The organism is Leisingera sp. CC-HEC096 (assembly GCF_059429235.1).
Window position 1 is genome coordinate 2,014,999 of sequence record NZ_JCAIJS010000001.1, and the last position, 20,337, is coordinate 2,035,335.

The window sequence follows — 20,337 nt, forward strand, 5'->3', positions numbered from 1 at the left end:
GGCAGTCCGGCGCCGGAAATTGCCAATTCACCTCAAGGGGATAGCACCAGCGAACGGGACGCCATAGCTCTATGCCACGGCCCGCGGAACAGCGTGGCCGCAAGCAGAAAACCAAACAAACGAATGGAGTGTCTCACATGAAAAAATTCGCGCTGACCGCCGCCGCCTTTGCTGCTCTGGCCGCTTCGCCGCTGGCCGCGATGGAGTCCATCACCGAGGCCGACACCGATGGCAACGGCACCTATTCGCTGGAGGAACTGCAGGCGGCCTTCCCGGATCTGACGGTCGAAACCTTTGCCACCATTGACGCCAATGCCGATGGCGAGGCCGATCTGGCCGAAGTGCAGGCAGCGGAGGAAGCTGGCCTGCTGGCAGCAGACAGCTGATCCTGCGGCAAGGCGGCTCCCCCATCCCCCCGAGCCGCCTTGCCACCTGGTTTCACGCCGGTCTTAAACGGTACCGGGGCCCTGCAGTGCAGGGCCCTTTTTGCATCCCGGCGCGGGGTCAGCCGCCGTCGGCCTGCCGTTTCAGCCGCTCGATATGGCGGGCAAAGGCATAAGTGACAGGCAGGCCCAGCAGCAGACCCCAGGCCACCGATTCATAGGGGGTCAGCACCCGCCAGCCGATCCAGCTGGCAATCAGCGAGGCAAAGAAGATGTTGACGGCTGCCGCACCCGCCCCGAACGGGTAGAGCGCTGCCAGAAGCCGCCAGGAGGGCTGCGGTGTCATCGCCGGCTAACCAGGTATTGGACGAACCCCAGACTGACGATCAGGGCGATGGAGCCCATCAGGAACCAGAACTCGGCGGTTTCGGTCTGGGGCTGCGGGATGGGGCGTTCGAAGGTCGCGGCAAAGGCGCTGGAGGGGGCCAGCAGGGCGAAGGAGAGAATGCGTTTCATCTCAGTGCTCCATTGTCAGGGATTGATAGATTTCCGGCAGCGCGCGCGGCAGCCGGTCCGGGTCGGGCAGCAGGGTGAACCCCGCACGGCCGAAGATGCGGGCAAACCAGTCCTGCCCGTCGGCGTCGATCACCACGCCGTGCACCGATTGGCCCAGGGCGCGCGCCTCGCGCACCGCCATGCGGCTGTCCTCGATGCCATGCACGCCTTCGTAGTGGTCCAGATCATTGGGCTTGCCATCGGTCAGCACCAAGAGCAGGCGGCGTTCGGATCCTTCCTCAGCCAACTGGGCGGAGGCATGGCGGATTGCAGCGCCGAGCCGGGTGTAGTGGCCGGGCTTGAAGCCGCCGATGCGGGCAGTGACCGCCTCTGACATCGGATCCTCGAACCCTTTGGCGCGGGTCACGAACACCCGGTCGCGGCGCAGCGAGGAGAACCCCCAGATGCCCAGACGGTCGCCCGCCGTGGCGATACCGCCGGCAAGTGCTGCCAGGGACTCGCGGGCGGTCTCGATCACCGGGCGGTCGCCGACGGTGGCCTCGGTCGAGCGGGAGCAGTCCATCAGCACCGCCACGCTCAGGTCGCGGGCCATCGGACGGCTGGCCTGCCAGACCCGGTCGCTGCCCTGCTGGCCGCAGGCCAGATCGACATGGGATTTCACCACTGCTTCCAGATCCAGCTCGTCGCCGTCCAACTGCCGAGGCAGCATCACCCGGCGCGGGTGCAGCGGCGCAAACTGGCGGCGCACGCGGGCGACCAGCCGCGGGTCGGGCTGGAAGCTGTCGGCGGGTTTGCCTTCGGCCTCCAGCACACGAGTATGGGCGGGCATGTGTTTGCCCAGCTTGTGGTTCCACTCGGGATAAGTGAACTGCCCCGATAGCCGTTCGTGCTCGGCATCCTGCGGCGAAAGGTCCAGCGAAATCCGCAGCCGCGACGCCGCGCGCTTCATGTGCTGCGAGAGGGTGAGATTGTCCTGATCCTCCGCCGCTTTCTGGGCGTTCTCATTGTCGTCGTCATCGACCATGCGGTTGATGTTCAGGCTTTCGGCCCAGGACAGGATGGATTCAAACCGGTGGACGATGAAGCTGTCTTTGCGGGTGGTCTGGTCCTGGTCCTGCCGCTTGGCCGTCTTGCGGGTGGATACGGCGAGGCCCGGGGTTTTCATCTCCTCCGCCTCGGGGGCTGCCCCCCTGCCCGCCTGCGGTACGGCCAAGCGCAGCCAGAACGGCACCGGCTGATAGGTGCGGTAGCCGCGCGGCGCGGTGCAGGTGCAGGGCTCGGCAACCCGGCAGTCAGTGCCGATCTGATCCAGCACCATCCTTTCAATCCGCGCCTCGAACCGCGGCAGGCCGTTGCGCTTGCGGGTTCCGGCAATATGGGCGCAGAACGCGCCATAGGCGGACCGCAGCCCCGGACAAGCGGTAAACACCTTATCCGCAGCCTGGGCATTGGCAGCGATCTCCAGCTGGTCGGCCTGATAACGGTCCTCGTTGCGGTCCGGCAATTCGATCATGGCGGCCATTGCGGCCAGCCACAGGTAGGCCTTGCGGTTCAGCTCGAGGCTGGGAAAGGCGGCCATTTCCGGCGGCAGGCGCAGGCGCTCGCCGTCGAAACTGGCCACATGCACCATCTCCCGCGGGGTGCCGATGCGGCGCAGCCGGTCCGGACGGTGGTCCGACAGCACCGCGGGCGCCACCTGGATTTCCACGCCCCCGGCCCCGCCCAGCGCCCGGAACAAGGCCGCCACGCTGGCGCGCATGTCCTCGAACCGGACGGTGTGTTCGGTTCCGTCCTCAGCGGCGCCGATCCGTGTGGCCATGCCATGCCACAGGTTGCCGACCGTTTCTTCGGGTTCCAGAAGGTCGAGAGCGTGGATCATGGCATCACCCGTAGACGCTGGCGGCAAGGTCGCGCAGCGCCTGCTGCACGTCACCCTCGTCGCTGAGAGGTTCGATGATGGCGGCCTCCACCGCGCGCTCGACGCTCATGCCCTTGGCGATCAGCGTGGCGGCGTAGATCAGCAGGCGGGTGGAGACACCTTCCTCCAGGTCCATGCCGGAGAGCTTGCGGATATGGCCCGCCAGCCGCACCAGCGCAGCGGAGCGGTCCTCATTCAGCCCGCTTTCAGCGGCAACCACCGCAGTCTCGGCAGAGGCTTCCGGGAAGTCGAAACCGATCGACAGAAAGCGCTGCCGGGTTGAGGGCTTCAGCTTCTTCAGGATGTTCTGGTAGCCGGGGTTGTAGCTGGCCACCAGCATGAAGGGCTTGGGCGCGGAGAGTTCCTCACCCGTGCGGTCGATCACCAGGCGGCGGCGGTCGTCGGTCAGCGGGTGCAGCACCACGGCCACGTCCTTCCTGGCCTCGACCACTTCATCGAGGTAGCAAATGCCGCCCTCGCGCACCGCGCGGGTCAGCGGGCCGTCGACCCAGACCGTCTCGCCGCCCTTCAGCAGGTAGCGCCCGATCAGGTCGGCGGCGGACAGGTCGTCGTGGCAGGCAACGGTGTGGAGGGGCAGCCCGAGCCGGGCTGCCATATGTTCCACGAACCGCGTCTTGCCGCAGCCGGTGGGCCCCTTCAGAAGAAGGGGCAGACCGTTGGCTTGGGCCATCTCGAAGACGGTGCATTCATCGCCTGCGGGACGGTAGAAGGGCACGGAAGGCATGTTCATCGCGTTCATGGCTTACTCTCCCGGTACGGCCGCGGGGCCGGGTTTGATGATTTCGCGGCGGACCACGACGGTTGCGTAGATGAACAGGAGCGCACCCAGGACCACTGCCACGCCGGAGCCGAGGCGCATCAGGTAGAAGATGCCAAGCTGGTCCTGCACGTCCATGTAGTAGTCGCCGATGATGCGCTGCATGTGGGTCTGGATGGTGCCGGCAAAGGTCAGCACGAAGGTCATGAAGGCCATGCCGCCGGTCATCAGCCAGAAGGACGCCATGTTCAGCACCTGGTTATAGGGATCGCGGTTGCGAAGCTGCGGCATCGCATAGGTGAACATCGCCAGGTTCATCGCCACATAGGCGCCGTAGAAGGCCAGGTGCCCGTGGGCGGCGGTGATCTGGGTGCCGTGGGTGTAGTAGTTCACCCCGTGCAGCGTGTGCAGGAAGCCCCAGACGCCGGCGCCGAAGAAGGCCACAGTGGAGGCGCCCAGCGACCACAGCAGCGCCGCCTTGTTCGGGTGGTTCTTGCGGCCTTTCCACACCATGATGAAGGCAAAACTCATCATCGCGAAGAACGGGATCACTTCCAGGGTCGAGAAGATCGATCCGATCCACTGCCAGTAGCCCGGGGTGCCGATCCAGAAGAAGTGGTGGCCAGTGCCGAGGATGCCGGAGAACAGCGCCAGCGCCACGATAACATAGAGCCATTTCTCCACCACCTCACGGTCAACACCGGTCAGCTTCAGCATCAGGTAGCCAAGGATCGCGGCCATCACCAGCTCCCAGGTGGCTTCCACCCACAGGTGGACAACGAACCACCAGTACATCTTGTCGAGCGACAGGTTGTCCGGGTTGATGAAGGCAAAGATCCACAAGAGCGACAGCAGCCACAGGCCCATCAGCAGGATGTTGGTGATCGCAGTCTTGCGGCCAGCCAGCACAGTCAGGGAGATGTTCACAAGGAAGATCACCGCCGCAACCAGAATGCCGAACTTGACCCACAGGGGCTGCTCCAGGAACTCCCGCCCGCCGTGGATGCCGGCCAGGTAAGAGACCACTGCGCCGAGCGTCCCGACGACCAGAATGGCCAGCTGGATATAGGCAAGTTTTACCGAGAACAGCTCACGCTCAGATTCCTCCGGCACCAGGTAATAGGCAGCGCCGAAGAAACCCAAGAGCAGCCAGACAATCAGTGCGTTGGTGTGCAGCATCCGTACGATGTTGAACGGCAGGAGCTCGCTCAGCGTGTTGGGCCAGACATAGATCCACCCTGCTAAAAGCCCGCCCAGGACCTGAATGGCGAACAGGGCCATCGCCACCATGAAATAGGCGTAGGCCACTTTTTGAGATTGATATTTCATTGTTTTTCTCCCCTCAGCCCGCGTCGTTCGGCGGCCAGTTCTGGGTGTCGGTCTGATCCGCCCAGCGCAGGAATTCGGACAAGGCCTTGGTCTCTTCCTCGGTCAGCTCGAAGTACGGCATCTGGCGGCGGCCCTCGACGCCGGAGGGCTGCGACTTCATCCAGCCGTCGAGCATCTCATAGGCGCCTTCGGGGTCGTCCAGAACGCCCCAGCGGGTCATGACGTTGCCGACTTCAGGCGCGAAATAGGCGCCCTCGCCGTGCAGCGTGTGGCAGTTGATGCAGGAATGGCGCTCCCACACGTGCTTGCCCTGGCGCACCTCGTCGGTCAGCTCCATGCCAGCAGTGGACGTGTTCACGATGAAGCGGTGGCTGTGCGCGGTCATGGCCACGAACACGACGACGAAGAACAAGGAGCCCCCGTAGAACACGTTCCTGGCCCGCGACTTGGTAAGTATCTCTGACATATCGCGGTCCTGAGTACAGTTGCGGATAGGCCCTGCCTAAACCCGCGCACCGCCGCATATGTTGTTGAAGCGCAAAGACCGGGCGCATTGCTGCACGCAAGATGCAGGAAAAGGAGGATGCCCCATGCGCCGCCCCGATTTCGACGACCCCGACCTGCCACTGTCCGAGTTGTTCCACCACTGGCCCGCCTGCGCGAGCGAGTTCATGAACCGCCAGATGCTGTGCCCCGGCTGCCCGATCGCACCGTTCCACACGCTGATTGATGCGTGTGAGGAATACGGGCTGGAGGAGATGGCGTTTAGGGAGCAGCTGAGGGGCGTGGTGGACGCTTAAAGCTAATTCTTAGTTGGTTTGCTGTTTCGCGAACAACCTGAAGTAATCCGTGCATTGAACGAAGGTCCGCACTTCAGAACAGGTTTTCCAGACCAGTGTAGCCGCCAGAACCGGCTTCCATCGGTGCGGTAAACCATGTTAAAAAGCCGCCATTTCAAGGCGTCACTTGGTTTCGCCTTATTTTGGAGCAAAGACCATCGGTATCGACATGTTACGGCAGATCGACCCAGCAGAGATTGTTGCGAGCCTTCGAGAGAGCCTTTTGGTGCTGACTGAAGACCTTGTGGTTGAATACGCCAGCGATCGGTTTTTTCATACTTTCCAGGTAAAGCCAGAGGAGACAATCGGCACGCCGCTCGCCGAGCTCGGCAACGGGCAATGGCATATCCCCCCCTTGCTGCGGGAACTTGAGCTGATTGTTGACCACGGCCACACGGTTGAAGATGTGGAGGTCGATCACGTTTTCGAACAGATCGGCCGGCGGGTGATGAAGTTGAATGCCCGCAAGACAGTCCGGCCCGGAAACGGCTCCCGGCGCATCCTTCTGGCCATAGAAGATGTCACCAGGGAAAGCGATGCCGCAGCGGAACTGGAGCGGGAGCGGCTGATGTCCACGGGCATTGTCGAGACGATCCGCGAACCGCTTCTGGTGCTTGACGAGCGGCTTGGGGTCATCAACGCAAGCCGGGCATTCTACACAACGTTCCGGGTCGATCCGGGCGAAACGCTGGGCCGCCGTTTGGACGATCTGGGCAATGGCCAATGGGCGATCCCTGAGCTTCTGGAACTTCTGACTGAGGTCGTTCCTAAGAACACCGTCGTCGAAGACTTCGAAGTAAGGCACGCCTTTCCCGAGATCGGTGAACGGAAAATTCTCCTCAATGCGCGCAAAATCTTCCGGGACGGCAACCGCACACACCTGCTGCTGCTCGCGATGCAGGACATCACTGAGAGGCGGCGTCTGGAAGCCGAGAGGGAAGCCGCGCTGGATCAGGCGGGCCGTCTTCTAGAAGAACTCAATCACCGCGTCATGAACACCCTCGCAATGATTGGCGGCATCATTATTCTGGAGGCCCGCAACTTCAGCGATGAAGCGTGCAAAGCGGCCTTTGCAAGGATGAGGGCGCGGGTCGACGCAGTCGGGAGCCTATACAGGAACCTGTCCCGAACCGGCTCGGTCGATAGCGTTGGGGCCAGAGAGTACCTGACCGCTCTTGTCGAGGACTTGATGACCTCCTCAGGACGGGCTGACAAGATATCGGTGGAAATAGATATTGCCGAGACAACCTTGTCGACGCGGATAGCCGTTCCCTTGGGCCTGATCGTGAACGAGTTGATCACCAACAGCCTGAAGTATGCCTTCAATGACCAGAATGCGGGCCGGCTCAGCGTGAATATGGCGATCGAAAGCGAAACCATGAAGATTGCGATTTCAGACGACGGGCAAGGCATCGACCCCAGCGCTCGCGTAGACTCAGGTCTGGGCCAGAAGCTGACGGCAGCATTCACAAATCAGCTTGACGGCAGCATGAAAACCGAAAGCGACCAGACGGGAACCCGGCACATTCTGTTCTTTCCCATGTGACTCGCGGCCAGCGGATCCGCAGCGCCTCATGCGGATCGGGCAGTTTCAATCTGCTAGCCGCGTTCGGGCGAACACGCCGTGCGCGAAAGAAAGCGTTTGCGATGCCGGTGGCAATTTTGAAGTGCCAAATGCCCCAAAATCCGCCCTACCCCTGCGCTCCGCTCAGGACCAGCAGCCGGTGCGGATCTGTCACCACGATGTGCTTGCGGGTGGATTTCACCACGCCGTCCTTCTCCCAGGCCGACAGCAGGCGGCTGACGGTGTGCAGCGTGGTGCCGGTCATCTCTGAGATATTGCGGCGGGTCACCGGGAAGGCGATCTCGATCCCCTCCTCCACTTTGCGGCCCGACTGGGTCACCATCCGCAGAAGCGCCGCCGCCACCCGCTGCTCCACCGCCTGGGTGGCCAGTTCGGTGATCCGGGTCTGCATCTCGCCCAGCCGCTGGCCCAGGGTGTTGTAGCTCTCGGTGGCAAAGCCCTGGTAGTTGGCGGTGAAATCCCCCCACAGACGCACCGGCCAGGACAGCGCCAGCGATTCCGAGGCCGCGATGGCGGTGGCCGGATAGGTGTCGCGGTTCAGCGCCGGAGCAATCCCGAACAGCTGGCCGGGCGAGATATGCAGAGCGATGATCTGCTCGCCGCCCTCGGTGGTCTTCACCACCCGGATGTAGCCGTCCAGCAGCAGGTGGAACCGCTCGGCATCATGGCCTTCGTGAAAGATTTCCGCCCCCTCGTCATAACGCTTGGGCGACGCCTGATCGAGGATTTCGCGGATCTGGCTGCGCTCCAGGAGGCTGAAGGGCGGCAGCCCGGTCAGGAGGCTTTCGTCGAGCTTGGACAAGAATGCACCGCAAGTTTGCTGAAGGACAAAGAGGTCACCCCGCCGTTATCGCATAGTGGCGGCAGAGGAAACAACCGTGCGGGAAAAACGGGAACCCGGATCCGGGGGAGCCTCCCTCCTCCCTGCCCGCCGGAGCTGATCCACGGGGTTCGGCGAAAGATTGCGTCCCTTGCGCCGGACCGGCGGGCGGCACCTGACCAGTGCCGCCCGCCTGTCATTGACCGGATGCAAGGAGGCCGTGATGGCTGCGCGAACTGAATACACCGGACCTGTTTTGTTTTCATTCGGCTTCAGGCCGTTCTTTCTAGGCGCCTGCCTGTTTGCCCTGCTGGCAATCCCTGCCTGGTTGCTGATCTGGCGCGGCGATCTGGAGTATTCAGGTCCGTTCCTGCCCACCGACTGGCATATTCACGAGATGATCTTCGGCTATGGCGCCGCCGTGGTTGCGGGCTTCCTGTTCACTGCGGTGCCGAATTGGACCGGGCGGATGCCTGCCCGCGGCTGGCCGCTGGCGCTGCTGTCGGGATTGTGGCTGTCAGGACGGCTGGCGGCGGCGGGCTGGTTGGGCCTGCCCGCACTTGGGGTCATGGCGGTGGATTGCGCCTTTCTGGCCGCCGTCATTGCCATGATCGCGCGGGAGATCATCGCCGGTGAAAACTGGCGCAACCTCAAGGTCCTGGTGCCGGTCACGCTGCTGGGCATTGCCAACGCCTGCTATCACATCGAGGCGATGACCCAAGGCACGGCCGATGTCTCGCGCCGTCTGGGAATCGCAGTGCTGATCTTCCTGATCATGCTGATCGGCGGGCGGATCATCCCCAGCTTCACCCGCAACTGGCTGGCCAAACAGGGGGCTGAGAAAATGCCGGTGCCGTTCGGGAAATTCGACGCGGTGGCGCTGGTGTTTGGCGCCGCGGCGCTGCTGGCTTGGACCGCAGCGCCCTGGACCCCTGCCAGCGGCGCGCTGCTACTGGCAGCCGGCCTGCTGCATGCGGTGCGGCTGGCGCGCTGGCGCGGCCTTGCAACCCTGCCGGAGCCGCTGCTGCTGATGCTGCACCTGGCCTATGCGCTGGTGCCCGCGGGGCTGATCGCAGCGGGCGGCGTGCCGTTTGGCCTGCTGGAACCGGCGGCCGCCGCACACATTTTGGGCATCGGTGCCATTGGCGGCATGACGCTGGCGGTAATGATGCGCGCCACCATGGGCCACAGCGGCCGCCCGCTGGTTGCAGGCCCGGTCCTGACCGCCGCGTTCATGCTGCTGCTGGGTGCTGCTGCCCTGCGCCTTGCCGGCAGTGCAGAGCTCGCTGCAGGCTGGGACGGGATCGCCGCCTCTGCGGTGCTCTGGACCGCAGGATTTGCGCTGATGCTCTTGAAAGCCGGGCCCTGGCTGGTCACCCGCCGCATTGGACCGAAAAAAGTCTCCGGAAGGCCGCAGGCCGGACCGGAGGGAACCTCCCCTGACGCAACGAAACCTGCATAGGTCATGTATTATTAACGGCCTTCTCAGAGGCTGCCATTCCGGGTAGGTAGAATGGGATTGAAAGAGGAGGTCCTGAATGCAGTGGAAAGCTGCTGCCGCCGCTGCGGTGCCGCTGCTGTTTTGGGCCGTCCAGAGCCTGGCGCAACCCGCCGGGCTCGATGCATTCCGGCGTCCGGATACCGTGCCGTTTCCGGAGAACGCGCCTTATGACCGCGGGATCGCCACCCTCGGCAAGATGCTGTTCTTCGACCCGCGCCTGTCCGGCGCACAGAACATCAGCTGCTCCAGCTGCCACAACCCCTCTTTCGGCTGGGAATCCCCTGTTCCCAAGGCGATTGGCGCCTCCGACAATCCCGTGCACCGCCATGCGCCCACGATCCTGAATGCCGCGTGGATCACACCGCTGTTCTGGGACGGGCGCGCGGCCAGCCTGGAGGAACAGGCTGTCGGACCGATCACCGCCCCGGATGAAATGAACGCGAATTTCGAAGATATTATTGCGCGTCTGACCGCGGTGACCGAATACAAGACCGGGTTCGAGCGGCTGTTTCCCGGCCGGGGCATCCGCAAGGAAACCATCCTCACCGCCTTGGCCACCTATCAGCGCACTATCGTCAGCGGTGTTGCCGGATTTGATCGCTGGGTCAGCGGCGATGCTGCCGCGGTACCGGAGGCCGCCAAGCGCGGCTTTGCGCTGTTCACAGGCCGCGCGAATTGCGTGTCCTGCCATTCCGGCTGGATGTTCACCGACAACAAGATGCATGATATCGGACTGCTCAACTCGGACCTGGGCAGCGGCAGTGCGTCAGAGCTAGACCCCGACAAGCACTTTCGCTTCAAAACCCCGGGGCTGCGGAACATCGTCCTTCGCGCGCCCTATATGCATGACGGGTCACTGCCGTCGCTGCCTGCGGTCATCCGCCATTATGCCGATGGCGGCGCGGCCGGCACCACGCGGCAGACCGGCATCGAAGGCTTTGCCGCCAGCGAAGGCGACATTGCCGACCTCATCGCCTTTCTTGAGACATTGACGGACAATGAAACCAATGTGCCAACCCCGATCCTGCCGGCCAATTGATGCGCGCGGCTGAAGGCATTCGTTCATGATCATCAAAAGATCCATTGTCCTGCCGGTTCTCGTCATCACGGTGGCCGCGTTGTTCGCGGTGCTGCTGGTCGGCGGCATGGCGGTCTATGCCTCAGGCCGCAAGGACGCCGTGATGGAGGCCTCGCTGGAAGTCACCCGCCGCACCAGCAGCGTGAGCACCGGGATCACGGCCGCCCAAACTTATGCGCAGGACGTTCTGGCGATGACCAGGCTGATCCCGCAGGAGGAGGTGGCGGGCAATTTTCAACAGCACCTTCAAGAAATCAACGGCGACCTTGGCGCCTTGCTGCAACTGCCCTTGCCCGCGCCGCTCAGGGCCGAGGCCGAAGCGCTGAACCACGCGCTGGCCGAATGGTGCCTGATGGCAGTTGTTCTTCTCAGCATCAAACCAGCCCAGGATATCCCGACCCTCAGCGCGCTGATGATGAGCAGCGAGGCCGTCACCCGGCAGGCTGCAATGGTCACAAACCTTGCCGCAGCACATGCGGAGCTGACCGTCGCCGCGGCCAATCAGGCGCTCTCCCGGATCTTTGCGCTTGGGCTCATAGGAACCGCGCTGATCATGGCGGCGGCGCTGATCTTTTCAATGCGCAAGGCGCATGCCATTTCAGCAGCGATCCAATCCGCTGCCGCCAAACTGCAGCGGCTGGCCAGCGGTGAAAAATCCGGTCTGCCGAAAGCCGGTGACGAGATTGGCGCCGTTTTTGCCGCGCTCGACACACTGGACACGAGCCTGCAGGAGAAAAAGCGGATTGCCGAGCATCTGCAGCAGGAAAAGGCCCGCGCGGAAGCCGCGACTGAGACCAAGTCCCGTTTCCTGGCAACTATGAGCCACGAAATCCGGACCCCGATCAACGGCGTGCTTGGGATGGCGGAAGTGCTGAACGAGACCCACCTCACCCCCGAGCAGAAATCCTGCACCGGCACCATCCTGGCCTCCTCCGAAGCGCTGCTGCGCATCGTCAATGACATCTTGGACTTTTCCAAGCTGGAAGCCGGCAAGGCGCAGATGCTGCAGCAGCCGTTCAACCTGCGCGACGTGATTTATGATGTGGCCACGCTGATGTCGCCCAGCGCCACCGCCAAGGGAGTGGAGATCTGCATCGACATACCTGAGCACACGCCCGCCCTATTCACTGGCGACAGCGGCCGGGTGCGGCAGATCCTGATGAATCTGGTGGGCAACGCCGTCAAATTCACCCTGAAAGGCCATATCAGCATCACCCTGAATCACGACCTCAGTCACGCCATTCCGTTGTGCATCGACGTCCGCGACACGGGCGTCGGCATTCCCGAGGACAGCATCGGCCAGATCTTCCACGCCTTCGAACAGGTGGAAAGCACCACCGCACGGCGGTTTGAGGGCACCGGCCTAGGCTTGGCGATCTCATCCCGTCTGGCCCAGGCTATGGGCGGGCGCATCGACGTGGTCTCTGAGGCCGGTAAAGGTTCCTGCTTTACGGTCTGTCTGAGTCTGCCGGTTGCTGCCCCAGCGCCGGCGCCGGCCAGGCCGCTGGCCGGCAAGCGGGTGGCGGTGGTTGCCGATCTGGCGTTTTCCCGCGATGTGCGGCTCCGGCAACTGGCGTATTGGGGCGCGGACACTATGGTCCCGGCCGGCCCGGCGGAGTTGCTGGAACAGGTGGAAGCGCTGGCCGCCCGCCAGCAGCAGCCGGATCTGGTACTGGTGGAGAACAGCGTGCCGCTGGAGCAAGCCAGAAACTTGTGCCAGCGGCTTCACAGCTTGCCCGGCTGCCGGGAGCTGCCGGTGGTCTTCTGCGTGGGCAGCCGGCTTATCTCAGGCTACCAGGCGCTCAAGAAGTGCAAGACCTTGCACGTGCTGATGAAACCTGCCCGGAACCGCGTTCTGCTGCAGACCCTGCAAAGGGCGTTGCAGACCGGTGCGGCGCCCGCTGTACCGGAGGTGCGGTCTGAAACTGGCGGGACGGCCGCGGGGCTCAGCAGCCTGCGGCTGCTGGTGGCGGAAGACAACCGCACCAATCAGCTGGTTCTGAAAAAGATGCTTGGCCCGTCCGGCATACAGATGACAATTTGCAGCAACGGCCAGGAAGCAGTCGAGACCTTTGCCGCGCAGCCGTTCGATCTGGTGCTGATGGATATGTCGATGCCGGTGATGGACGGGCTTGAGGCGACCCGCCGGCTGCGGGCGTGGGAACGGGATAACGGCCGCGCGCCCTGCCCTATTCTGGCACTGACCGCCAATGTCCTAAGCACTGATGAGGCCGCGTGCCGTGCGGCTGGCATGGTTGGGTTCCTGTCCAAACCCATCCGAAAGGCGCAACTGCTGGATGAGATTGCCAAGTGGACCGGAACCAGTGAGGCCGGCAGCGCCGCGCCGCAGGCCAGGCAGGCTTGAAGAAAGCGCGCTGAACCGGCAGACGCCCCCGATCTCCGCTGCCCTCCGCAAATTTCACGAAAAACACACGGTTTGACACGAATTCGTGAAGCACTACCTGAGAACTGCAGCCCGGGTTCAGCTGCATCTGCGGGGGATTTCGGCATTCGGCGGCAAGGTGCCCACAGGCGTTTTCAGGCCGCACGATGGCATTTCCGGTGACAGTGTTTTTTACGAGTGATTGGGGGATCACATGTCCAGTTTACAGATTGGGGCCGCTCGGCCCTCCGATGGCACGTCCGCAAATCCAGACCATCCTGACTGGGGTGCAACCGGCACCGAACTGCTAAGGCTGGCCGCCAGCGCGCTGGGGCCGAATGGCGAGATGGCCGGCGCCGGCCGGCCGAACGCACGCGAGATTTCCAACATTCTGTCGGCACAGGATGACGAGACGGCCAATGCCGCCGGAGCATCAGATTTTCTGTGGATCTGGGGCCAGTTCCTGGACCACGACCTTTCTTTGACCGGAAACGAAAGCGGCATTCACGCGAACATAGAAGTTCCGGCGGGCGATCCTTTTTTCGACCCGTTCGGCACCGGGGAAGCGATCATTCCATTCACCCGGGTGGAACAGCACGACGGCGAATTCGTCAATGAAATCACCGCGTGTATCGACGCTTCGATGATCTATGGCTCGACCGAAGACATGGTCGCGGCCATGCGGGGTGGCGGCGGCAAGCTGAAGATGACCGCAAATGACCATCTGCACCTGGAAGGTGACGGGTTCCTGACCGGCGACGTCCGCGCTGCAGAGAATGTTGCCTTGACCTCGATGCACACGCTGTTCACGCGCGAGCACAACCGCCTGGTGGAGGAGCTGGCGGAAAGGGACCCGTCGCTGACGGGTGAGCAGCTGTTTGAGGCTGCCCGCGCCCGGGTCGAAGCGCTGGTGCAAGCCATCACCTACAAGGAATTTCTGCCTGTCTTGCTGGGCGAAGATGCCTTTGGCGCTTATCAGGGCTATGACCCCAGTGTGAACCCGGGGATTGCAGTCGAGTTTTCGGGCGCAGTCTACCGGCTGGGCCATACCCTGCTGTCGGCCAACCTGCAGCGGGTCACTGAAACCGGAACTCAACTGGACCCGCTGGCCTTGCGCGACGCGTTTTTCCAGCCTGATCTGGTCAGCCAATCGGGCATGATTGGGGATGTTCTGCGCGGCGCCGCCACCCAAACCTCCGAGGCCATAGACACCAAGGTGGTTGAAGACGTGCGCTCTTTCCTGTTCGGGCCGCCTGGTGCAGGCGGGCTGGATCTGGCCGCGATGAACATCCAGCGCGGCCGCGACCTGGGAGTGGCCGGCTACAATGATTTGCGCGAGGCCCTGAGCCTCTCCCGCGCTGAAAGCTTCTCCGACATTACCTCCGACCCGGCGCTGGCCGCCAAGCTGAAAGACGCCTATGGCGACACTAATCTGGTGGACGCCTGGATCGGCGGACTTGCCGAAGACGCTTTCGGCAAGGGGCTGCTGGGCGAAACCTTTACGGTTGTCATGGTTGATCAATTCACCCGCTTGCGCGACGGCGACCCGTTCTGGAGCGAGGGCCGCGCAGGCATCCCGGCAGAGGAGCTGACGGCGCTTTGGGACACCACGCTGTCAGAAGTCATCCTGCGCAACACAGATGTTCAGAACCTGCAAAAGGACGCCTTTGCCGCGATGGACAGGATTGCAGGCACTGCCAGCGATGACATTCTGAGCGGCGGGTCCGGGCAGGATTTCATCTTTGGCCGCAAAGGGGCGGATGTGCTGTCAGGCAAATCCGGTGACGACGACCTGCAAGGAGGCGGCGGCAGAGACAGCCTGAGCGGAAACCGGGGAAGCGATTGCCTTGACGGGGGCGGCGGTGCCGACACACTGAAAGGCGGCAGCGCGAGCGATTTCCTGTCCGGTGGCAGCCATAACGATCGTCTCAAGGGCGGTTCCGGCCGCGACACCCTGGAAGGCGGCACGGGAAACGATACTTTGGCTGGCGGCAAAGGGGATGACGTCCTGACTGGCGGTGCAGGCGCCGATTGCTTTGTCTTCAACACCCGGAAAACAGGTGCGGATACAATTTCGGACTTCGAACTTGGCATAGACAGGACCAAAGTCGTTGGCCCGCACACGTGGACCGCACAGGCGATGGACACGGCTGACGGGCTGAATTTTGCATTCGGCGACGGCTGCTCCGTTACCTTTGAAGGCATCACCTTGCGCGACTGGCTGGAGGCCGGGGCAAGCCTTTTCTAGGCCCAACGGCCGGCGGCAGTATGCAAAATGCATGTGCCGCGGAAATTGCAGGAGCCGATCGGAAACTTCCGGCAAGCCATGACTGGGCGATGTCGTAACTCCTCGATCCGCTGACGCAATCGAAGGACAGGCCGGCCGGCGCACGCGCCTAACATTCCCGATCATCCCGCCGTTAGGAGGCAGTTCCTGGACGGACGGCAACCGGCATCGGGGAGGACGCGCCGCCATGAAAGACAAGACAACCACCACCGAACAGGCAATGGCGCTGATCCGCGACGGGGATGTCGTGACCACCACCGGCTTTGTGCAAAGCTGCATCCCGGAAATGCTGCATGCCGCTCTGGAAAAGCGGTTCGTGGAACAGGGTTCCCCCCGCGACCTCACCCTGATCATGTGTGCGGGCGCCGGCGACAGCAAGGGTCTGGGAACCGGGCGGCTGCACCACGACGGGCTGTTGCGGCGGGTGATCGCAGGCAACTTCGGCCGGATGCCCAAGGTGGCCCAGGCGGCGCAGGAGAATAAAATCTGCGGCTACAACCTGCCTCAGGGGGTGATCTCGCAGCTCTACCGCGCCTGCGCGGCAGGCCAGCCGGGACTGTTTTCCAAGGTCGGCCTGCACACCTACGTCGACCCGCGCCACGGCGGCGGCAAGGTCAACAAGGTGACAGAGGAGGACATCGTCAAGCACGTCGAAGTCGATGGCGAGGACTGGCTGTTCTACAAGGCCACCAAAATCGACGTCGCCTTCATCCGCGGCACCAGCGCCGACCGCTCCGGCAACATCAGCATGGAGCGTGAGGCGCTGACGCTGGACTGCCTGGCCCAGGCGATGGCGGCCCATAACAACGGCGGTATAGTCATCGCGCAGGTGGAGCGCATCGTCGAGGATGGCTCGATCAAGCCCAAGGACGTAAAAATTCCGGGCCTCTTGGTGGACTGCGTCTGCGTCGCAGATGACCCGGACATGCACCGGATGAACTATGGCGTGCAGCACAATCCGGCACTGTCCGGCGAAATCCGGGTGCCGGTGGAGGGCATCGCCAGGATGCCGCTGGACCAGCGCAAGATCATCGCCCGCCGCGCCGCCTTTGAGCTGCCGCCCAACGGTGCCGTGAATCTCGGTGTTGGCGCGCCCGATGGTGTGGCCGCGGTGGCCAACGAGGAGAAAGCCACCCAGTATATCACCCTCACCACCGAGGCCGGCGCGGTGGGCGGCGTGCTGGCGGGTGGCTCCAGCTTCGGGTCCTCCGCCAATGCCGATGCGGTGATCGACCAGAACCAGATGTTCGATTTCTACGACGGCGGCGGCCTCGACCTCACTTGCCTTGGCATGGCTGAATGCGATGCTGAGGGCAGCGTCAACGCCTCCCGTTTCGGCGGCCGCCTGAATGGCTGCGGGGGCTTCATCAATATCTCCCAGAACTCCCGCGCCGTGGTCTTTGCCGGAACCTTCACCGCAGGCGGCTTGAAAGTTGCGGTCGAGGACGGCGAGCTGCGCATCGTTCAGGAGGGCCGCAACAAGAAGTTCGTCCGCCTGATCGAGCAGATCACCTTCTCCGGCCCGTACGCTTCTCAGCGCTCGCAGCCGGTGCTTTATGTGACCGAACGCTGCGTGCTGCAGCTGACACCCAAGGGGCTGGAGCTGATCGAGATCGCCCCCGGTATCGACCTTCAGCGCGACATCCTCGACCAGATGGAGTTTAGGCCCATCATCGAAAACGTCGCCCAGATGGACGCGCGCATTTTCCGGGATGAGCCAATGGGGCTGCTGGATGACCTGCTCAACCTCAACCTCTCCGAGCGGGTCACCTATGACGCCGCGCGCCACACAATGTTCCTGAACCTCGAAGGATGGAGCGTGAAGAAGAAGCGCGACATCGAGGATCTGGACCGCGTTCTGCAGGAGGCCTTCGCCAAGAGCGGCCGCGATGTGAAGATGGTGATGAACCAGAACGGCTTCCGCATCGCCGAAGACCTGCAGGACGACTACGCTGTCTCGGTCGGCCAGACGCTGGAGGCGCACTCAGCCTCGATCGCCCATTACACCACCAGCGCCTTCATGCGCCTCAAGATGCAAGGCGAGCTCGCCAGCCGTGGCGTGCAGCCGCATATCTTTGAAAGCGGCGAGGAAGCGCACCAGGCGATCTGGGGTTCCTGAGACGGTTTCACTTGCGGCCAGCCTTCACTGGGCTGGCCGCCGTTTTTTGCGTGCTGCGAACGGTTTGAACAGCCGCAGCAAGGCCTTTGGATCCACCCGGGAACGGCTCGCGGGCGTACGGAGGGAATAGGTCAACTATTTAAATTCATTACTCTTTTCCTTTCGCATCCCTCCAGCCGGGCAGGCACTCCGCCACCTGCTCGCAGATTTTTTCGGGGGTATGGAGAAGGAACTGCATTTTTTTTCAAAAACCCTCTTGCACCCCCCCGCAACAAACTTTAGACAGCGCCTCACCGATGGGGTGTAGCCAAGTGGTAAGGCAGCGGTTTTTGGTACCGTGTACCGTAGGTTCGAATCCTACCACCCCAGCCATCGGCCTCTCAGAAAAATTCTTTTCAGGTACCAACCTCTAAAAAGATCAGAGGCGGCTTCCCTCGAAGTGTTTTTCTTCGGATCATGCTGATGTGGCTTCAACTCCGCATTGTGCAGAGTTCCACCTGTTTCCGTCTTCCTCGCTGAAGCTGCACTGAATGAGGCCAGCCTGGCACGGAAGGCAGCCTGGTGGAGAAGGCAAGTGGTGCGCGATGACCCAAGTCCGTACGGCGTCCGTTGCGATTGCATTCGTCACTGCCGGTACGCTTCCGATCTGGCGAAGAGGGCTTGCCGCCCCGTAAACCGCCAAGAAACCATCTGTCAGAAAGTGTTTACACGCATTCCGTGCGGACCCGCAGTTGCATCCTGTCAGCGCGAACAGCAGTGCGGGACGGCGCCTGAGCGGTTCGGGCCGCTGCGCAGCGGAACGGTTGAAAGTTAACGCAAGGTAAACTATGTTAGGTTGATCGCACTCACATTCCGGGTGCAGGCAGAGGCATCAAGCCGAATTTTCCGCCTTTTACAATCTTTAATTGCAAAACAGTTTCGAGCAATGCAATATGATGGTGATTTAATCCAGTATGTAGCAACCGTATAGTGGGGTTGGCGGATGACTGTCTTTCTCAAGATTTGCCGGTTTGGCGCCTTTGGCGTTTTTGACACAGATGGAACCAGCGTACAGCTAGGGGCCAAGCACCAGGCTCTGATGTCGTTGCTGTCCACCGCCGACGGAGGGATCCGGACGCGGGCTTTTCTGGAAAAGACACTTTGGTGCCTGGCGCAGCCGGAGCAGGCCAAGGCCAGCCTGCGCACGGCGCTGTCGACGCTGCGGCGGCACTTGGGACCGGAAGCAGCCAAGCTGCTGTTTGCCAACCGCGAACGGGTCATCCTGGACCTGTCCCGGGTGGAGCTGGACAGCTGCAATGGCAATGCAGAATTCATGGAGGGCTTTGAGCTTCCTCATGAATCCGTCTTTAAGGCCTGGCTGACGGAAGCCCGGGCGGAGTTTGCCCGCAGTTCGGCGCAGCCGTCGTCTCATTCAGGAGCAACTCCGGGGCGCGTAATCCTGGACAGGCTGCTGCCGTCGATTGCAGTGCTGCCCTTTGCCCACCGGTCGCCAGGCGAGGCGGACGCACCGCTTGGGTCATTGATGTCCGAAGAGCTGTCGCGGCACCTTTCCCGCAGCTGGGCGTTTTCGGTGACCTCCTATCTGGCCTCGCGCCAGTTCGACCCGGAAACGGTGCGGCCTGCTGAAGTTTCTTCCGTTGCGGGGGTCGACTTCCTAGTGTCGGGGACGGTCACCAGCGAAGGCAACCGGTTCCGCGCCGAAATCGACCTGCATGATGCGGTCCGCGAAAAGGTGATCTGGTCGCGCAGTTTCGAAGGCAGCAAGAACAGCCTGACGGAGGGGCGCAGCTCTATGCTGCGCAACGCCACACTTCAGATCGGCCAAAGCGCCGCGGGCGAGGCGGTTCGGCTGGCCGGGTTCAAACCGCTGAAGGCGCTGGAAAGCCATGTTCTGCTGATGGCCGCAATTTCCCTGATGCAGGAAATGGATGTGAAAAAGTTCCAGCGGGCGCATGAAATCCTGTCCCACCTGCTGGAGCGGGAGCCAAAACATGCGCTGCCGCTGACCTGGATGGGGTTCTGGCATGTGATGCGGGTTGAAAAGGGGCTGTCGCCGAACCGCGGAGAGGACAGCCGCCTCGCCAGCAGAATGGCGGAAGCGGCAATCGAAGGGGCACCGGGATTTTCGCTTGCCCATACCCTCAAGGGGCTCATCTCCAGCCACCTGACCTTCCGCTTCGATCTGGCGCAGGACGCCTATGACCTGGCATTGCGCGACAATCCGAACGAAGCCCTGGCGCTGCTGCTGAAAGGGGCAACGCTGGCCTATCAGGATATGCCGGACGAAGCGGTTGAGATGACCGACGCGGCCCGGAGGCTGACACCTCTGGGTCCGCAGCGCTACTACTTCGACGCGATTTCGGCGCTGGCGCATCTTTCGGCCCGCAACTATGGCCGCGCGATAGAGCTGGCCGACCGCTCGTTGGCGGCCAAGGGCGCGTTCCCGGTACCGCTGCGTTCCAAGGCAATTGCGCTGCAAATGTCCGGCCGGGACGACGAGGCGCGGACCACGGTGCATAAACTGCTTGAGGCGGCGCCGAAATTCTGTCTGTCGCAATTCCAGCGGGATAACCCGGCCGCAATGAGCCCGGCCGGGCCGGAGTGGGCCTCAGCCTTGCGGCAAGCCGGTGTGCCGGACTGACACCGGTCCAGCCGCCCATGCGGGCAATGTCCGCCGCCGGGTGACGCTTAGTAATACGCATTTGAATAGCATCTTTTACCGATAAGCCGGACCACGCGTGTTAGCATCTGCCGGAAACTGCCCGCTGACGAGGGCAGCTATGACCTGCTGCGGGCAGCAT

Annotated in this window: 16 protein-coding genes and 1 tRNA gene; 10 read left to right on the forward strand and 7 right to left on the reverse strand. The window is 62.7% G+C overall.

Annotation, left to right across the window (positions count from 1 at the left end; all coding sequences use genetic code 11):
• The first annotated feature begins 137 nt into the window (after window positions 1-137).
• A complete protein-coding gene (locus tag AC5STI_RS09835; protein WP_495446543.1) occupies window positions 138-386 on the forward strand; it encodes an EF-hand domain-containing protein in 249 nt (82 codons plus the stop codon).
• A 118-nt stretch (window positions 387-504) separates the two neighbouring features.
• On the opposite strand, the gene AC5STI_RS09840 is transcribed toward AC5STI_RS09835, so the two are convergent.
• The 6 genes from AC5STI_RS09840 to AC5STI_RS09865 are packed head-to-tail and all read right to left on the reverse strand — an operon-like array spanning window position 505 to window position 5,390.
• Window positions 505-729, reverse strand: coding sequence for an NnrT protein (locus AC5STI_RS09840; protein ID WP_475047054.1), 225 nt, complete (start codon window positions 727-729; stop codon window positions 505-507).
• Window positions 726-899, reverse strand: coding sequence for a hypothetical protein (locus tag AC5STI_RS09845; protein ID WP_475047055.1), 174 nt, complete (start codon window positions 897-899; stop codon window positions 726-728). Before AC5STI_RS09845 ends, AC5STI_RS09840 begins: the two co-directional genes overlap by 4 nt.
• Window position 900: 1 nt before the next feature.
• Entirely contained in the window at window positions 901-2,778 is a 1,878-nt protein-coding gene (locus tag AC5STI_RS09850) for a nitric oxide reductase activation protein NorD (protein WP_495446544.1), read from the reverse strand.
• Between the two features lie 4 nt (window positions 2,779-2,782).
• Window positions 2,783-3,577 (reverse strand): CbbQ/NirQ/NorQ/GpvN family protein, encoded by a 795-nt coding sequence (locus AC5STI_RS09855; protein ID WP_495446545.1) that lies wholly within the window; start codon window positions 3,575-3,577, stop codon window positions 2,783-2,785.
• A gap of 3 nt (window positions 3,578-3,580) precedes the next feature.
• A complete protein-coding gene (locus tag AC5STI_RS09860) occupies window positions 3,581-4,924 on the reverse strand; it encodes a cbb3-type cytochrome c oxidase subunit I (protein ID WP_495446546.1) in 1,344 nt (447 codons plus the stop codon).
• Window positions 4,925-4,937: 13 nt separating this feature from the next.
• Window positions 4,938-5,390, reverse strand: a complete 453-nt coding sequence (locus tag AC5STI_RS09865; protein WP_495446547.1) for a c-type cytochrome — start codon at window positions 5,388-5,390, stop codon at window positions 4,938-4,940.
• Between the two features lie 124 nt (window positions 5,391-5,514).
• Here AC5STI_RS09865 and AC5STI_RS09870 point away from each other — a divergent pair, with 124 nt between their 5' ends.
• Both AC5STI_RS09870 and AC5STI_RS09875 read left to right on the forward strand, forming a co-directional pair.
• A complete protein-coding gene (locus AC5STI_RS09870) occupies window positions 5,515-5,724 on the forward strand; it encodes a hypothetical protein (protein WP_495446548.1) in 210 nt (69 codons plus the stop codon).
• 208 nt (window positions 5,725-5,932) lie between these two features.
• Window positions 5,933-7,309, forward strand: a complete 1,377-nt coding sequence (locus tag AC5STI_RS09875; protein WP_495446549.1) for a sensor histidine kinase — start codon at window positions 5,933-5,935, stop codon at window positions 7,307-7,309.
• Window positions 7,310-7,454: 145 nt separating this feature from the next.
• Here AC5STI_RS09875 and AC5STI_RS09880 read toward each other — a convergent pair whose 3' ends face one another.
• A complete protein-coding gene (locus AC5STI_RS09880) occupies window positions 7,455-8,150 on the reverse strand; it encodes a Crp/Fnr family transcriptional regulator (RefSeq protein WP_495446550.1) in 696 nt (231 codons plus the stop codon).
• A gap of 241 nt (window positions 8,151-8,391) precedes the next feature.
• Here AC5STI_RS09880 and AC5STI_RS09885 point away from each other — a divergent pair, with 241 nt between their 5' ends.
• The 7 genes from AC5STI_RS09885 to AC5STI_RS09915 all read left to right on the forward strand — a co-directional run bounded on the left by AC5STI_RS09885 (window position 8,392) and on the right by AC5STI_RS09915 (window position 20,177).
• The gene (locus tag AC5STI_RS09885; protein WP_495446551.1) at window positions 8,392-9,630 is read left to right on the forward strand and encodes an NnrS family protein; all 1,239 of its coding nucleotides are present in this window, start codon (window positions 8,392-8,394) and stop codon (window positions 9,628-9,630) included.
• A 76-nt stretch (window positions 9,631-9,706) separates the two neighbouring features.
• Complete coding sequence (locus AC5STI_RS09890) at window positions 9,707-10,708, forward strand: cytochrome-c peroxidase (protein WP_495446552.1); 1,002 nt, start codon at window positions 9,707-9,709, stop codon at window positions 10,706-10,708.
• Window positions 10,709-10,733: 25 nt separating this feature from the next.
• Complete coding sequence (locus AC5STI_RS09895) at window positions 10,734-13,112, forward strand: hybrid sensor histidine kinase/response regulator (RefSeq protein WP_495446553.1); 2,379 nt, start codon at window positions 10,734-10,736, stop codon at window positions 13,110-13,112.
• A gap of 232 nt (window positions 13,113-13,344) precedes the next feature.
• Window positions 13,345-15,378: a peroxidase family protein gene (locus AC5STI_RS09900; RefSeq protein ID WP_495446554.1), complete on the forward strand. Its 2,034-nt coding sequence runs from the start codon at window positions 13,345-13,347 to the stop codon at window positions 15,376-15,378.
• Window positions 15,379-15,604: 226 nt separating this feature from the next.
• On the forward strand, window positions 15,605-17,536 hold the full coding sequence (locus AC5STI_RS09905) for an acyl CoA:acetate/3-ketoacid CoA transferase (RefSeq protein ID WP_495446555.1): 1,932 nt from the start codon (window positions 15,605-15,607) through the stop codon (window positions 17,534-17,536).
• Between the two features lie 297 nt (window positions 17,537-17,833).
• A tRNA-Gln gene (locus AC5STI_RS09910) sits at window positions 17,834-17,908 on the forward strand.
• 610 nt (window positions 17,909-18,518) lie between these two features.
• Window positions 18,519-20,177, forward strand: coding sequence for a transcriptional regulator (locus AC5STI_RS09915; protein ID WP_495446556.1), 1,659 nt, complete (start codon window positions 18,519-18,521; stop codon window positions 20,175-20,177).
• Window positions 20,178-20,337 lie beyond the last annotated feature (160 nt).

Bases quoted from the DNA above. Each gene is read 5' to 3' on its own strand.
- AC5STI_RS09840 (WP_475047054.1), bottom strand. From the start codon at position 729: ATGACACCGCAGCCCTCCTGGCGGCTTCTGGCAGCGCTCTACCCGTTC.
- AC5STI_RS09890 (WP_495446552.1), top strand. From the start codon at position 9,707: ATGCAGTGGAAAGCTGCTGCCGCCGCTGCGGTGCCGCTGCTGTTTTGG.
- AC5STI_RS09905 (WP_495446555.1), top strand. From the start codon at position 15,605: ATGAAAGACAAGACAACCACCACCGAACAGGCAATGGCGCTGATCCGC.
- AC5STI_RS09860 (WP_495446546.1), bottom strand. From the start codon at position 4,924: ATGAAATATCAATCTCAAAAAGTGGCCTACGCCTATTTCATGGTGGCG.
- AC5STI_RS09885 (WP_495446551.1), top strand. From the start codon at position 8,392: ATGGCTGCGCGAACTGAATACACCGGACCTGTTTTGTTTTCATTCGGC.
- AC5STI_RS09835 (WP_495446543.1), top strand. From the start codon at position 138: ATGAAAAAATTCGCGCTGACCGCCGCCGCCTTTGCTGCTCTGGCCGCT.
- AC5STI_RS09850 (WP_495446544.1), bottom strand. From the start codon at position 2,778: ATGATCCACGCTCTCGACCTTCTGGAACCCGAAGAAACGGTCGGCAAC.
- AC5STI_RS09900 (WP_495446554.1), top strand. From the start codon at position 13,345: ATGTCCAGTTTACAGATTGGGGCCGCTCGGCCCTCCGATGGCACGTCC.
- AC5STI_RS09855 (WP_495446545.1), bottom strand. From the start codon at position 3,577: ATGAACGCGATGAACATGCCTTCCGTGCCCTTCTACCGTCCCGCAGGC.
- AC5STI_RS09915 (WP_495446556.1), top strand. From the start codon at position 18,519: ATGACTGTCTTTCTCAAGATTTGCCGGTTTGGCGCCTTTGGCGTTTTT.
- AC5STI_RS09875 (WP_495446549.1), top strand. From the start codon at position 5,933: ATGTTACGGCAGATCGACCCAGCAGAGATTGTTGCGAGCCTTCGAGAG.
- AC5STI_RS09870 (WP_495446548.1), top strand. From the start codon at position 5,515: ATGCGCCGCCCCGATTTCGACGACCCCGACCTGCCACTGTCCGAGTTG.
- AC5STI_RS09865 (WP_495446547.1), bottom strand. From the start codon at position 5,390: ATGTCAGAGATACTTACCAAGTCGCGGGCCAGGAACGTGTTCTACGGG.
- AC5STI_RS09845 (WP_475047055.1), bottom strand. From the start codon at position 899: ATGAAACGCATTCTCTCCTTCGCCCTGCTGGCCCCCTCCAGCGCCTTT.
- AC5STI_RS09895 (WP_495446553.1), top strand. From the start codon at position 10,734: ATGATCATCAAAAGATCCATTGTCCTGCCGGTTCTCGTCATCACGGTG.